Origin of the sequence: Microbacterium ginsengisoli (assembly GCF_000956535.1) — a bacterium.
GTDB classification, from domain to species: Bacteria; Actinomycetota; Actinomycetes; order Actinomycetales; family Microbacteriaceae; genus Microbacterium; species Microbacterium ginsengisoli.
The window spans coordinates 25565-38159 of record NZ_JYIY01000078.1; the positions used below are offsets into that span (position 1 = coordinate 25565).

At 70.8% G+C, this 12595-nt stretch carries 13 protein-coding genes and 1 riboswitch; of the genes, 5 read left to right on the forward strand and 8 right to left on the reverse strand.

Annotated elements, in window-relative coordinates:
• The first annotated feature begins 126 nt into the window (after positions 1 to 126).
• The 3 genes from RR49_RS11375 to RR49_RS11385 are packed head-to-tail and all read left to right on the forward strand — an operon-like array spanning position 127 to position 2731.
• Positions 127 to 1068 (forward strand): ABC transporter ATP-binding protein, encoded by a 942-nt coding sequence (locus RR49_RS11375; RefSeq protein WP_048808891.1) that lies wholly within the window; start codon positions 127 to 129, stop codon positions 1066 to 1068.
• Positions 1065 to 1916: an ABC transporter permease gene (locus RR49_RS11380; protein WP_045248216.1), complete on the forward strand. Its 852-nt coding sequence runs from the start codon at positions 1065 to 1067 to the stop codon at positions 1914 to 1916. Before RR49_RS11375 ends, RR49_RS11380 begins: the two co-directional genes overlap by 4 nt.
• A complete protein-coding gene (locus RR49_RS11385; protein ID WP_045248217.1) occupies positions 1913 to 2731 on the forward strand; it encodes an ABC transporter permease in 819 nt (272 codons plus the stop codon). Before RR49_RS11380 ends, RR49_RS11385 begins: the two co-directional genes overlap by 4 nt.
• 70 nt (positions 2732 to 2801) lie before the next feature.
• Here the strand turns inward: RR49_RS11385 and RR49_RS11390 are convergent, their stop codons facing one another.
• Entirely contained in the window at positions 2802 to 4283 is a 1482-nt protein-coding gene (locus tag RR49_RS11390) for an MFS transporter (RefSeq protein ID WP_045248218.1), read from the reverse strand.
• A 204-nt stretch (positions 4284 to 4487) separates the two neighbouring features.
• Between RR49_RS11390 and RR49_RS11395 the strand changes: the two genes are divergently transcribed.
• Entirely contained in the window at positions 4488 to 4934 is a 447-nt protein-coding gene (locus RR49_RS11395) for a DUF2269 family protein (RefSeq protein WP_045248219.1), read from the forward strand.
• Between the two features lie 45 nt (positions 4935 to 4979).
• Here the strand turns inward: RR49_RS11395 and ribH are convergent, their stop codons facing one another.
• The 6 genes from ribH to RR49_RS11425 form a co-directional block, all read right to left on the reverse strand.
• Positions 4980 to 5459 carry a 6,7-dimethyl-8-ribityllumazine synthase gene (gene ribH / locus RR49_RS11400; RefSeq protein ID WP_045248220.1) on the reverse strand — a complete coding sequence of 160 codons (480 nt, stop codon included), beginning with the start codon at positions 5457 to 5459 and terminating at the stop codon, positions 4980 to 4982.
• On the reverse strand, positions 5456 to 6754 hold the full coding sequence (gene ribA / locus RR49_RS11405) for a GTP cyclohydrolase II (RefSeq protein WP_045248221.1): 1299 nt from the start codon (positions 6752 to 6754) through the stop codon (positions 5456 to 5458). The genes ribH and ribA overlap by 4 nt, the downstream gene beginning before the upstream one ends.
• The gene (locus RR49_RS11410) at positions 6751 to 7410 is read right to left on the reverse strand and encodes a riboflavin synthase (RefSeq protein WP_045248222.1); all 660 of its coding nucleotides are present in this window, start codon (positions 7408 to 7410) and stop codon (positions 6751 to 6753) included. The genes ribA and RR49_RS11410 overlap by 4 nt, the downstream gene beginning before the upstream one ends.
• Entirely contained in the window at positions 7410 to 8498 is a 1089-nt protein-coding gene (gene ribD, locus RR49_RS11415; protein ID WP_045248223.1) for a bifunctional diaminohydroxyphosphoribosylaminopyrimidine deaminase/5-amino-6-(5-phosphoribosylamino)uracil reductase RibD, read from the reverse strand. The genes RR49_RS11410 and ribD overlap by 1 nt, the downstream gene beginning before the upstream one ends.
• A 56-nt stretch (positions 8499 to 8554) precedes the next feature.
• A riboswitch (FMN riboswitch) is annotated at positions 8555 to 8715 on the reverse strand.
• Between the two features lie 72 nt (positions 8716 to 8787).
• A complete protein-coding gene (locus RR49_RS11420; protein ID WP_045248224.1) occupies positions 8788 to 9660 on the reverse strand; it encodes a DNA-formamidopyrimidine glycosylase family protein in 873 nt (290 codons plus the stop codon).
• A 33-nt stretch (positions 9661 to 9693) separates the two neighbouring features.
• The gene (locus tag RR49_RS11425; protein WP_045248225.1) at positions 9694 to 10260 is read right to left on the reverse strand and encodes a GNAT family N-acetyltransferase; all 567 of its coding nucleotides are present in this window, start codon (positions 10258 to 10260) and stop codon (positions 9694 to 9696) included.
• A 318-nt stretch (positions 10261 to 10578) separates the two neighbouring features.
• Between RR49_RS11425 and RR49_RS11430 the strand changes: the two genes are divergently transcribed.
• On the forward strand, positions 10579 to 11436 hold the full coding sequence (locus tag RR49_RS11430; protein WP_045248226.1) for a putative endonuclease domain-containing protein: 858 nt from the start codon (positions 10579 to 10581) through the stop codon (positions 11434 to 11436).
• A 61-nt stretch (positions 11437 to 11497) separates the two neighbouring features.
• Here the strand turns inward: RR49_RS11430 and trpS are convergent, their stop codons facing one another.
• Positions 11498 to 12502: a tryptophan--tRNA ligase gene (gene trpS / locus RR49_RS11435; protein WP_048808893.1), complete on the reverse strand. Its 1005-nt coding sequence runs from the start codon at positions 12500 to 12502 to the stop codon at positions 11498 to 11500.
• Between the last annotated feature and the right edge of the window lie 93 nt (positions 12503 to 12595).

Genomic DNA, 12595 nt, shown 5'->3' on the forward strand with positions numbered 1-12595 from the left:
TGCCGGCGCCCCCACGCGCCCGACGGGCGCCTCAGGGGAGCGGCACCGTTCACGAGTATCGCCCCGCACCGGGTCCCGCTCACAATCGACCCGGCGATGTCGCCGCCGCGGGCTACGGTGGATCGCGTGTCAACCCCCGTGATCACCGCTCAGAACCTCGCCAAGTCCTACCGCGTCAAGGGCAAGCCCGACTTCGTCGCCGTCGACGGACTCAGCTTCGAGGTCACGGCCGGGGAGTCGTTCGGGCTGTTAGGGCCGAACGGGGCGGGCAAGTCGACCACCATGAAGATGGTCGGCGCCGTGTCGTCGCGCACCGGGGGGAGTCTCAGCATCCTGGGGCTCGATCCCGACCGCTACGGACCCGAGATCCGCTCGCGCCTGGGCGTCGTGCCCCAGCAGGACAACCTCGACGCCGAGCTCAACGCGCGCGAGAACCTCTACATCTACGGCCGCTACTTCGGCCTGCCGGGAAAGGTCTGCCGCGAGCGCGCCGAGGAGCTGCTCTCGTTCGCGCAGCTCGAGGACAAGGCCACCGCCAAGGTCGATCAGCTCTCCGGCGGCATGAAGCGCCGCCTCACCATCGCCCGGGCTCTCATCAACGAGCCGCGCATCCTGCTGCTCGACGAGCCGACGACCGGCCTCGACCCGCAGGCGCGCCATGTGCTGTGGGACCGGCTGTTCCGGCTGAAGGAGCAGGGCACGACTCTCGTGCTGACGACCCACTACATGGACGAGGCCGAACAGCTGTGCGACCGCCTGGTCGTCGTCGACAAGGGCCGCATCATGGCCGAGGGGTCGCCCGCGACCCTCATCCGCGAGCATTCGAGTCGCGAGGTGCTCGAGGTGCGCTTCGGCTCCGACCGCAACGAGCAGGTCGCGCCGCAGCTGGCCGGCATCGGCGATCGCGTCGAGGTGCTGCCCGACCGCATCCTCATCTACGCCGACGACGGCGAGGCGGCCCTCGAGCGCATCCACGCCCTGGGACTCGAGCCCGTCACCTCGCTCGTGCGCCGCTCGTCGCTCGAGGACGTCTTCCTGCGCCTCACCGGACGGTCGCTGGTCGAATGAGCGAGCTGAGAACCACCCCGACCCTCGACGAGCTGCGCGACGAGGCTCTCGCCTGGGGTCGCACGCCCCGGCGGGCGGGCACCCTGTTCGTGCTCGAGCACTGGCTGCGCGCCATGCGCGCGTACGGCTGGACGATCGTCGTCAACGCGATCGGGCAGCCCATCGTCTACCTGCTCGGCCTCGGCCTCGGCCTCGCCGCGCTCATCGCGGTGCCGATCGACGACGGCACGCAGCACGTCCGCTACGTCGTGTTCGTCGCGCCCGCCCTGCTGGTCACCGCGGCCGTCGCCGTGGCATCCGAGGAGTCGACCTATCCGGTGATGGCGGGCTTCAAATGGCGTCGCTACTTCTTCGGATTCAACGCCGCGCCGCTCTCGCCCCGGCAGATCGTGAACGGCGTCGCCGCCGGCGCCTGCGTGCGCATGTTCATCGTCGTTGCCGCGTACTACGTGATCATCTGGGTGTTCCGGGCCGTGCCGCACCCCGAGACCGGGTGGCTGTCGATCATCGCCGGCGTGCTCGGCGGGCTCGCGTTCGGGGCCCCCCTCATGGCCTATGCGGCCTCCATCGAAGACGACCGCGGCCAGTTCGCGCTCGTGCAGCGGTTCATCTTCATGCCGCTGTTCCTGTTCTCCGGCACGTTCTACCCGCTCGGCAACGTCGGCTGGCTGCAGTGGATCGGGTGGCTCTCGCCGGTGTGGCACGCCTCGGAGCTCTCCCGCATGGTGACCTACGGGCGGGCGATCGAGCCGTGGCTGATCGCCGTGCATCTGGGCTACCTCGTGGTGCTGGCGGCGATCGGCCTGCTCGCGGCGCACAACTTCTTCGGACGGAGGCTCTCGCGATGACGAGCACCGTCGCCTCCGCACCCGTGCGCGCCGGCAGCGTGCGGGCCCTCTGGGCCGGCAACCCGCAGTCCGTCGTGCAGCGCGGTCTGCTCTCGGCGCGGTCGTCGAGCTGGGTGGTCGTGCTCTCCGGCTTCTTCGAGCCCGTCTTCTATCTGCTCGCGATGGGCGTCGGACTCGGCTCCCTCATCCCGGGTGTCACGGTCAACGGCCAGAGCGTCGCGTACGCCGCCTACATCGCCCCGGCACTCCTCGCGGTGTCGGCGATGAACGGCGCCATCTACGACTCGACGTGGAACGTCTTCTTCAAGATGAACTACGGCAAGCTCTACGAGGGCATGCTGGCCACATCTCTCGGCCCGCTCGACGTCGCGCTCGGCGAGATCCTCTACGCGCTGCTGCGGGGGCTCCTCTACGCCTGCGGCTTCATGGTGATCATGCAGGTGCTCGGGCTCAATCTCTCGTTCACCGCGCTCCTCGCGCTCCCCGCGGTGCTGCTGATCGCGTTCGGATTCGCGAGCGTCGGCATGGCGGTCACGAGCTACATGAAGACCTTCCAGCAGATGGACTGGATCAACTTCGTGCTGTTGCCGATGTTCCTGTTCTCGGCGACGTTCTTTCCGCTCTCGGTCTACCCCGAACCGGTGCAGTGGATCGTGCAGGCGTTCCCGCTGTGGCACGGCGTCGAGCTCATCCGCGGGCTCACCACCGGCATCCTCACCCCGGCGATGCTCATCCACGTCGGCTACTTCGTGGCGATGATCACCATCGGGCTCGTCTTCACCACGACGCGACTGCGCGCGCTGTTCCTCGACTGACGTCGCACAGAACGCGGATGCCGCGGGGCCCCCGGCCCCGCGGCATCCGCGTTCTGTCGTGGTGTGCGGTTCAGAGGGAACCCGTCGATCCCACGCCGAGGTTGTCGTCGTACGAGGCGTCCTTCGTCTCGCGCGACAGGAGCAGCGCGATGAGGGTGAGCACGGAGCATCCGGTCAGATACAGCCCGACGAGCCACGGCGAACCGCCCGCCGCGGCCCAGAGGGCCACAGCCACGATGGGGGCGAGCGCGGCGCCGAGGATCGACGACACGTTGTACGAGATCGCCGAGCCCGTGTAGCGCACGTTCGTGGGGAACAGCTCGGGCAGGATCGCGCCCATCGGGCCGAAGGTCGAGCCCATCAGCACGAAGCCGAACACGAGGAACGCCTGCGTGAGCGCCCCGGTGAGCTTCGGGTCGGCGTACGGCGCGAGGAACACCGAGAAGGTGAGGCCGAACACGATGATGCCGACCGTCACCCAGATCAGCAGCTTGCGGCGTCCGATCGCGTCGGCGAGGGGGCCGGAGATCAGCGTGAAGATGCCGAAGAAGACCACGCCGATGATCTGCATGATGACGAAGTCGGTGTAGGCGAAGCCTTGGCCGGGCACATAGCTCGCGGCGAACGCCGCGGGATCGAACACCTTGCCGGCCGCCTCCGCGGCCTTCTGTGCGGCCGCGCTCGCCGTCGCGAGAGTGGCCTTGGTGCCGTACGAGAGAGTGAAGCTCGTCATCAGGTAGAAGAGCACGTAGGTCGCCAGCATGATGAACGTGCCGAGCACCAGGTGCCACCAGTGGCGCCGCAGCACCTCGCCGAGCGGGAACTTGCGGATCGCGCCGGTCTTCTCGGCCTTCGTGAACGTCTCCGACTCGACCAGACGCAGACGCACCCACAGGCCGATGATGACCATGACGGCGGAGAAGAGGAACGGCACGCGCCATCCCCAGCTGAGGAAGGCCTCCGAGCGCTGCGCGCCGCCGTCGGGGTGGGGCAGGGCGAAGTTGATGACCAGGAACACGCCGTTGGCGATGATGAAGCCGATGGGGGCGCCCAGCTGCGGGAAGGTGCCGTACCAGGCACGCTTGCCGGCGGGTGCGTTCTCGGTGGCCACGAGGGCGGCGCCTGACCACTCCCCGCCGAGCGCGAAGCCCTGCGCGAGGCGGAGGATCAGCAGCAGCACGGCCGCCCAGACGCCGATCTGGTTGAAGGTGGGCAGGCAGCCGATGAGGAACGTCGCGATGCCCATCGTGAGCAGCGACGTGACGAGGGTGGCCTTGCGGCCGAACCGGTCGCCGAAGTGGCCGAACACGACGGCGCCGATGGGTCGTGCGACCATCGCGGCGCCGAAGACGCCGAACGAGGCGAGCAGCGACGCGGTGTCGTTGCCGGTGGGGAAGAACAGCACCGGGAACACGAGCACCGCCGCCGTGGCGTACGCGTAGAAGTCGTAGAACTCGATCGTGGTGCCGATGAGGCTCGCCGTGATGACGCGCGAGCGCGGATTGGCGGGTGCGGGAGCGGAGGAAGGTGCGGACGAGACAGCCGTAGACATGCAAAACCTGCGTACAGAGAAGGGAGGAGGGGAGCGGTGCCGGAGGCGACGCACCTCGCGGGTGTGCGAGGGCCGGGACCGGGGCGCCACGGGATGGGTGACGCGGACCAGGTGTTCAGCCTACTCTTCGGCGACACCTGTCGGATTCGCGGTCCCCACCGTCCGGGGAGTGGCCCCGGCGATACCTTCACCTACGATGAAGGTATGGACACGCTTCTCGGAATCCTGCACGTCGGCACGGCCGTCTTCATCGTCGGACCGCTCGCGATCCTCCCGCACACCGCCCTGCGGGCGCTGCGCATCCGCAACGTCGACTCGGTGCGCACCCTCGCCACGTCGACGATGGTCTTCGCATGGCTGTCGTTGCTCACGTTCGTCTTCGGGTTCGGCGCCATGGGCATGGCCGATCCGAAGTATCAGCTGACGTTCACGACCCCGTGGATCCTGACCTCGATCATCCTGTACGCCGTCGCGTTCTTGCTGGCGGTGTTCCTGCTCGTCCCGCGCCTGCGCGCCGGGGCCGACGCCATCGAGGCGGCGGGGGCGGATGCCGCGGCGAAGCCCGCCAGCTACGGCGCGATCGCCGGCGTCAGCGGTGTGGTCACCCTGCTGCTCGTCGCGATCGTCGTGCTGATGATCTGGAAGCCCTGAGCCCCGTTCGGCGTCGCGCCCCTCGGCGCGCGACGCCGATCCGTGTCAGGCCCCGCGCAGCTCGCGCAGAGTGAGCGCGGTGCGCAGCGCGGCATCCGCCGCCTCGGCGCCCTTGTCCTCGGTCGACCCGGGGAGGCCCGCGCGGTCGATGCCCTGCTGTTCGTCGTCGAGGGTGAGCACCCCGAATCCGACCGGCTTCCCGGTGTCGAGCGCGACGCGGGTGAGCCCGTCGGTCGCGGCCGACGCGACGAAGTCGAAGTGCGGGGTCCCGCCGCGGATGATCACGCCGAGGGCGACGACCGCGTCGGCTCCGCTGGTGAGTGCAGCCTGCGCCACGACCGGAAGCTCGAACGACCCGGGCACCCGCACGAGGCGCCAAGTGGCGCCGGCGGCGTCGAGCGTGCGCGCGGCCCCCGCGATGAGTCCGTCGGTGATCGTCTCGTGCCACGTGCCGGCGATGACGACGACCTCGATGCCGGTCGCGTCGATCTGATCGGCGGTGCGCGGGGCGCCGTGTCCGCTCATCGGGCGTTCTCCTCGGTGCTGGGGGCCGCCTGGTGGGCGGCGGTGGTGGCGAGCGCCTCGGCGAGAGCGCCGTCGGCGATGATGTGACCCATGCGGTCGCGCTTGGTCTCGAGGTAGCCCTGGTTCGCGGGCCCGACCCCGACGATCAGCGGAACCTGCTCGACGACGTCGACGCCCAGGCGGCGCAGCTGCGCGACCTTGTCGGTGTTGTTCGTCAACAGCCGCACGCGCGCGACGCCGAGGTCCGAGAGGATGCCGGCGGCCGCCGCGTAGTCGCGGGCGTCGGCCGGGAGCCCCAGGGCGAGGTTCGCGTCGACGGTGTCGAGTCCGCGCTCCTGCAGGCTGTACGCGCGCAGCTTGTTGATGAGGCCGATCCCGCGACCCTCGTGGCCGCGCATGTAGATGACGATGCCGCCGTCCTGCTCGATGACGTCGAGGGCGGCGTCGAGCTGCGGGCCGCACTCGCACTTGAGCGAGCCGAACGCCTCGCCCGTGAGGCACTCGGAGTGCACGCGCACCAGCGGGGCCTCCTCGGTGAGCTCGCCCGAGACCACGGCGAGGTGGTCGGTGCCGCTGATGCGGTCGCGGTAGGCGAGGAAGCGGAACACGCCGTGTGACGTCGGCACGAGCGCCTCGGCGCGCAGACTGACGCGACGGCGCGGGCCGGAGGCCGCGGCATCCGTCGGCTCGACCTCGTCGAGATAGGCGATCAGCTGCTCGATCGTGATCACCGGCAGACCGTCGGTCTCGCCGAGCTCGAGCAGCCCGGGCAGTCGCATCATGCTGCCGTCGTCGGACACGATCTCGCAGATGCCGCCGACCGGGGGGAGCCCGGCGAGGCGCATCAGGTCGACAGCTGCCTCGGTGTGACCGGCGCGCTCGCGCACGCCGCCGTCGACGGCGCGCAGCGGCAGGATGTGGCCGGGGCGGATGACGCTCGACGGCGTCGACGCGGCGTCGGCCAGCACGTTGAGGGTGTGCGCGCGGTCCGAGGCGCTGATGCCCGTCGACTGGCGGTCGGCGGCGTCGACGCTGACCGTGTAGGCGGTGCCGCGGGCGTCCTGGTTGACCGGCACCATTGGGGGCAGGTCGAGGCGGTCGGCCCACTCGCCGGGGAGCGGGGCGCAGATGAATCCGCTGGAGTGGCGCACGATCCACGCGATCCACTCCGGGGTCGCGAGGGCGGCGGAGATGATCGCGTCGCCCTCGTTCTCGCGGTTCTCATCGTCGGCGACGATGACGGGCTTGCCCTGACGCAGGGCTTCGAGGGCTTCGGGAATGGTCGACAGGCTCATCGGGAGCCTCCTTCTTCGGGGGATGCAGCGGGGGTGATCGGGGCGCCGGCGGCCGGGAAGGCAAGCAGTCGGCGCACGTGGCGGGCGAGGATGTCGGTCTCGAGGTTCACCGCGTCGCCGACCGCGCGGCGGCCGAGCGTCGTCGCCTCGAGGGTCTCGGGGATGAGCGAGACCTCGAACCAGGGGACGGATGCCGCGGGCTCGCTGACCGCGCTCACGGTCAGGGACGTGCCGTCGACCGCGATCGATCCCTTGTCGACGACGAGGGGCGCGAGCTCGGTGGGCAGCGAGATGCGCAGCACGCGCCACTGGGCGCCCGGGCGCACCTCGAGCAGTGCGCCGGTGCCGTCGACGTGTCCCTGCACGATGTGGCCGCCCAGGCGTCCGCCCGCGCTCGTCGCGCGCTCGACGTTGACGGGGGTGCCGGCGCCGACGCCCGCGAGGGTCGTGACGTCGAGCGTCTGGCGCATCACGTCGGCGGTGAACCAGTCGTCGCCCTGGTCGATGACGGTGAGGCAGACGCCCGAGATCGCGATCGAGTCGCCGTGGTGCGCGTCGGACACCGCCGCGGGCGCCCGCACGGTGAACCGTGCGCCGTCGCCCGAGGGCGAGACATCCGTCACGGTGCCGATCTCTTCCACGATGCCGGTGAACATCAGCTCTCCTTCTCAGAGGTGGTCTCGGATGCCGCGGGCACCGCGACGACCAGCAGGTCTTCGCCGAGCCGCTCGAGGTGGGTGAGGGCGAGGCGGCGCTGGTCGGCGATCGTGTCGACGCCGATCACCCGCAGTGCGGGGTTGTCCCGCCCGTCGGAGCCCGCGCCGATGAGCGTCGGGGCGATGTAGGCGAGCACCTCGTCGGCGAGCCCGGCGCGCAGGAACGCGCTCGCGATCGTCGGGCCGCCCTCGACGAACACGCGCTGCACGCCGCGGTCGCGCAGCTCGGACAGCACGGATGCGGCGCGGTCGTCGCCGGGGTGCTCGCCGAAGAGGTTGTGACCGTCGCGCTGCAGGAATCCGCGTGGGTGCGCGCGCACGAGCGCACGGTCGGGCACGATTCGGGCGCCGAGCACGACCGGCAACGGCTGGTGGTCGTAGAGGGTGCCGTCGGGGTGACGGGCGGTGAGGGCCGCGTCATCGACGAGGATCGTGCCGATGCCGGCCACGATCGCGTCGGCCTCGGCGCGGCGACGGTGCACGTCGGCGCGCGCCGCGGCTCCCGTGATCCAGCGGCTCGTGCCGTCGGCGGCGGCCGCGCGGCCGTCGAGCGACTGCGCCCACTTGACGGTGACGTGCGGACGGCCGAGCCGCTGCACGGTCAGCCACGAGTCGAGCAGGGATGCCGCGGCATCCGCCTCGAGGCCCGACTCCACGTCGACGCCGCCGTCGCGCAGGGTGTCGCCCCCGCCGTGGGCGTTCTCGGTCGGATCGGCGAGCGCGTAGACCACGCGGGCGATGCCCGCGGCGAGCAGCGCCTGCGCGCACGGGCCGGTGCGGCCGGTGTGGTTGCACGGCTCGAGAGTGACGATCGCCGTCGCACCCTGCGCCTCGCCCGGGGCGAGCCGCGAGAGCGCGTCGACCTCGGCGTGCGCGGTTCCGGCGCCGCGGTGGAAACCCTCGGCGAGCACGTCGCCGGCGGGGGAGAGGATCACCGCGCCGACCTGCGGGTTGACGCCGCGCGGCCCTTCGGCGGCGAGCGCGAGGGCACGTCGCATCGCCGCGTGTTCGGCGGGGGTCGTGCTCATGTCGTCTCGTCCTGTCGGTGTGGACTCCGGGCAGGGTCGACGAGCGCACCGTGGTGCGCGTGCCTCCTCCCATCCGGACTAGAGACGCCTGAGCGCCTCATCACCGTCGGTCCCGGAATCCCACCGGGTCGACCGCGACGGTGCCGATGTGGCACGGATGTCGCGGCTCGCGGACTGTCACCGCCGGTTCGGATTCTCACCGACCCCGGAGCACGTTGCTGTACTCGAGTGTACTGAACGCCTCCGACACGGATTCATTCCGCGACATGTGGGGACCCGCAGCATCCCCTCAGTGCAGCAGCCGCGACATCCGCCGGTCGGCGAGCGGCGTGCCGCCGGTCTGACACGTCGGGCAGTACTCGAGCGAGCGCTCGGCGAAGAACACCGACCGCACCGTGTCGCCGCAGACCGGGCAGGTCTCGCCGCGCCGGCCGTGCACCTTCATGCCGCGCCGCTTGGCGTCCTTCAGGTCGGCCGGGGGCTTTCCGGATGCCTCGGCCACCGCCTCGGCGAGGGTCGCGACCATCGCGTCGTAGAGCCGGGCGACCGTCGCCTCGTCGAGGGTCGCGGCGATCGCGTAGGGCGACAGGTGCGCGGCGTGCAGGATCTCGTCGGAGTAGGCGTTGCCGATGCCCGCGATCGTCGCCTGATCGCGCAGGAGCCCCTTGATCTGCGTGCGACGGCCGGAGAGCAGCGCCGCGAAGGCGTCGCGATCGAACGCGGCATCGAGGGGGTCGGGCCCGAGGGTCGCGACCTGCGAAACGTCAGCGGGGCGGCGCACCACCGACACCGACAGCGACTTCTTGGTCGCCGCCTCGGTGAGATCGAACCCGGAGCCGTCGTCGAAGCCGACCCGCAGGGCGATCGGGCTGCGGCCCGGGCGGATCACTGTCGCCGGGAGTGCGTCGTACCAGCGCAGCCACCCCGATTTGGCGAGGTGGAACACGAGATGCAGGTCGCCCGCTGCCGCGGTGGCCGCGATGTCGAGGAACTTGCCGTGCCGCGCCACGCCCGACACGACCGCTCCCTCCAAGGCATGCACCGGCGGATCGAACGTCTTCAGCGCGGCGACGGCCGTCACCCGCACGGTGCTGAAGGTGCGCCCACGCAGCCGCCCGTCGAGGAAGTCGACGAGCCCCTGCACCTCCGGCATCTCCGGCATGCGGCCATCCTCGCACGGGTGGATGACAGGGGGTCAGTCCCCGAGCGGCGGCCAGGGCCGCGGCATCCGATCATCGCTCACGAGCAGCCCGCCGACCCAGGCGTCGAAGCGCTCGCTGGCGCCGTTGAGCAACGACTGGCGCAGAAGGCCCTCGTAGCGGATGCCCACGGCGCGGGCGAGGCGTGCGGAGCCGATGTTGCCGACGACCGCCCGCCATTCGATGCGGGACAGCGCCGCGCCGACGGCGGCGAAGCCGAACGCGATGACCTCGCGCGCGGCCTCCGTCGGGAACCCGCGGCGCCGGCCGCCCGCGGCCATCCAGTAGCCGATCTCGGCGTTGCCGCGCGCGACGCGGTGCAGACCGATCATGCCCACGAGCTCGTCGTCGTGACGGATGCCCCAGGTGAGCTCCGTGCCGTCCTCCCACCACCCGGCGGCCTTCTCGACGAACCCGACCGCGTGCTCGCGCAGGTAAGGCGTCGGCACGGTCGTGTAGCGCTGCACGTCGGGGTCCTGGCAGGCCGCGAAGATCGCGTCGACATCGTCTGACGTCGGAGGCGAGAGCGTGAGCCGGGCGGTGTGGAGCGTGACGGGGGTCATGCCCCGAGAGTAGCGGCGGGGTGCGTGCGGGGCGCGTCGCGCCGGTGCTGCCCGAGCTCGCTGTGCCGTAACTCCGGAGATTCAGGTCCCCGCCGGTGAGGATGCGGCGTGTCTCGTCGTATTTCCGGAGTTGTGGCACGGCGCCGGCCGCGCGGCCGCACGAGTCCGGACCCGCGGTAGTCCCTCGCCGCGCCCCCTCGAGACACCCCGCGTCGCCGCCGGCGCGCCGGCTCCTGCCGAACAGCGTGCGCCCTCGTGAATTCCACCGCCCCCTCGGGGCGCCGCAACCGATCAGTCGATGTCGGGCACTCTGCCCCGATGACAACGCCAGCGCTCTTCCGCACGATCGACACCGCCGCGCTGTCCCGACGCACGCGCCAAAGGATGATCCGAAACGGCACCATCATCAGGGTTCGACGCGGCCGGTACGTGGCAGCCGATCTCCCTGACGCGGTGGTGCGCGCCGCGCGCCTCGGCGGGCGTCTCGACTGCGTGAGCCTCCTCCGTGAGGTCGGAGTGTTCGTGGCCCGATCGCACGGGCTTCACCTGCAGGTTGAGCCGCACGCAAGTCGGCTGCCGCATCGCCCGAAGGACGTGCGCGCCCATTGGCGCGGTGACTCAGCCGATCCGACCCGCCTCGGCACCGATCTCGTCGGCGCGATCGTGCAGGCTGTGCGCTGCCAGTCGCCGCGCGACGCGGTCGCCACGCTCGACAGCGCGTTGCATCTCGGTCTCCTCGACGAGGAGATGATTGGCCAGGTGTTCGCCGCATTGCCCGACAGATGGCAACGACTCCGGGCACTCGTCGATGGCCGTGCGGAGTCTGGCATCGAGACGTTGGTGAGGCTGATGCTCCGGGGTATCGACGTGCCGTTCGAGGTGCAGGTGCGGATCCCGGGAGTAGGGCGTGTCGACCTCCTCGTCGCAGGCCGGCTCATCATCGAGTGCGACAGTCGAGCGTTTCACGGCGACGTCGCCTCGCAGCGGCGAGATCGGGCCCGCGACCTGGCCGCGGCCGCGCGGGGATACGTCACGCTGCGGCTCCTCGCCGAAGACGTGTTGTTCCGTCCGGAACACACTCTCGCGGCCTTGCGTGGCGCGGTTTCCGGGGTGCGTCGTGGACAGGTGGACCGCAACTCCGGAGTTCGGACGCCTCACCGGGGGGTCCCGGGCTGATTCCCCAGATTCTCCGGAGTTGCCGCACACCGTAGACCGCTGACGCGCCGCGGCGGGCGGCTCACCGGCGGCGCAGCAGGCCGATCTTGTCGTAGACCGCGTCGAGGGTCGCGTCGGCGACGGATGCCGCACGCTCGGCGTTGGCCGCGAGCACCCGGTCGAGCTCGGCCTCGTCGGACAGCAGCGCCAGCGCACGCTCGCGCACCGGACCGAACTCCGACACCACGACCTCGGCGAGGCCCTTCTTGAAGTCGCCGTAGCCACGACCCGCGTACTCGTCCTCGATCGAGGGGATCTGGCGTCCGGTGAGGGCCGCGTAGATCACGAGCAGGTTCGAGACGCCGGGCTTGTTCTCCCGGTCGTAGCGCACCGAGCCCTCGGAGTCCGTCACCGCGCGCATGACCTTCTTGGCCGACACCGACGGCTCGTCGAGCAGCCACAGCACGCCCGCGTCGGACTCTGCCGACTTCGACATCTTCGCGGTCGGGTTCTGCAGGTCGTAGATGCGCGCGGTCTCCTGCTGGATCATCGGCACGGGCACGGTGAAGGTCTCGCCGAACCTCGAGTTGAAGCGCTCCGCGAGGTCGCGGGTGAGTTCGACGTGCTGCTTCTGGTCGTCGCCGACGGGCACGACCGACGCCTGGAAGAGCAGGATGTCGGCGGCCATCAGCACCGGGTAGGTGAAGAGTCCGACCGTGGTGCCGTCGGTGCCGTAGCGCTGCGACTTGTCCTTGAACTGCGTCATGCGGCTCGCCTCGCCGAAGCCGGTGAGGGTGCCGAGCACCCACGCGAGCTCGGCGTGCGCGGTGACGTGCGACTGCACGTACAGCGTCGACTTGGCGGGCTCGATGCCGGCCGCGATGTACTGCGCGGCCGTTCGGCGGGTCTTCTCACGCATCTCGGCGGGGTCGAACGGCTGCGTCAGCGCGTGCAGGTCGACCACCGAGAAGTACGCGTCGTACGACTCCTGAAGGTCGCGCCACTGCAGGAGGGCCCCGATGTAGTTGCCGACCTGCAGAGAGTCGGCGGAGGGCTGCATTCCCGAGTACAGACGCGCTTTGGTCACTCCCCGATTCTAGGGCGGTCGGATGCCGCACCCCGCGGCATGCGGACGGCGGCGGGCCCCGCACCGGCAGGGCCGACATGAGGACAGTGCGCT

Excerpts from the sequence above, each read along its gene's own strand:
- RR49_RS11380 (WP_045248216.1), top strand. The coding sequence starts at position 1,065 with ATGAGCGAGCTGAGAACCACCCCGACCCTCGACGAGCTGCGCGACGAG.
- RR49_RS11385 (WP_045248217.1), top strand. The coding sequence starts at position 1,913 with ATGACGAGCACCGTCGCCTCCGCACCCGTGCGCGCCGGCAGCGTGCGG.
- RR49_RS11390 (WP_045248218.1), bottom strand. The coding sequence starts at position 4,283 with ATGTCTACGGCTGTCTCGTCCGCACCTTCCTCCGCTCCCGCACCCGCC.
- RR49_RS11395 (WP_045248219.1), top strand. The coding sequence starts at position 4,488 with ATGGACACGCTTCTCGGAATCCTGCACGTCGGCACGGCCGTCTTCATC.
- ribH (WP_045248220.1), bottom strand. The coding sequence starts at position 5,459 with ATGAGCGGACACGGCGCCCCGCGCACCGCCGATCAGATCGACGCGACC.
- ribA (WP_045248221.1), bottom strand. The coding sequence starts at position 6,754 with ATGAGCCTGTCGACCATTCCCGAAGCCCTCGAAGCCCTGCGTCAGGGC.
- RR49_RS11410 (WP_045248222.1), bottom strand. The coding sequence starts at position 7,410 with ATGTTCACCGGCATCGTGGAAGAGATCGGCACCGTGACGGATGTCTCG.
- ribD (WP_045248223.1), bottom strand. The coding sequence starts at position 8,498 with ATGAGCACGACCCCCGCCGAACACGCGGCGATGCGACGTGCCCTCGCG.
- RR49_RS11420 (WP_045248224.1), bottom strand. The coding sequence starts at position 9,660 with ATGCCGGAGATGCCGGAGGTGCAGGGGCTCGTCGACTTCCTCGACGGG.
- RR49_RS11425 (WP_045248225.1), bottom strand. The coding sequence starts at position 10,260 with ATGACCCCCGTCACGCTCCACACCGCCCGGCTCACGCTCTCGCCTCCG.
- RR49_RS11430 (WP_045248226.1), top strand. The coding sequence starts at position 10,579 with ATGACAACGCCAGCGCTCTTCCGCACGATCGACACCGCCGCGCTGTCC.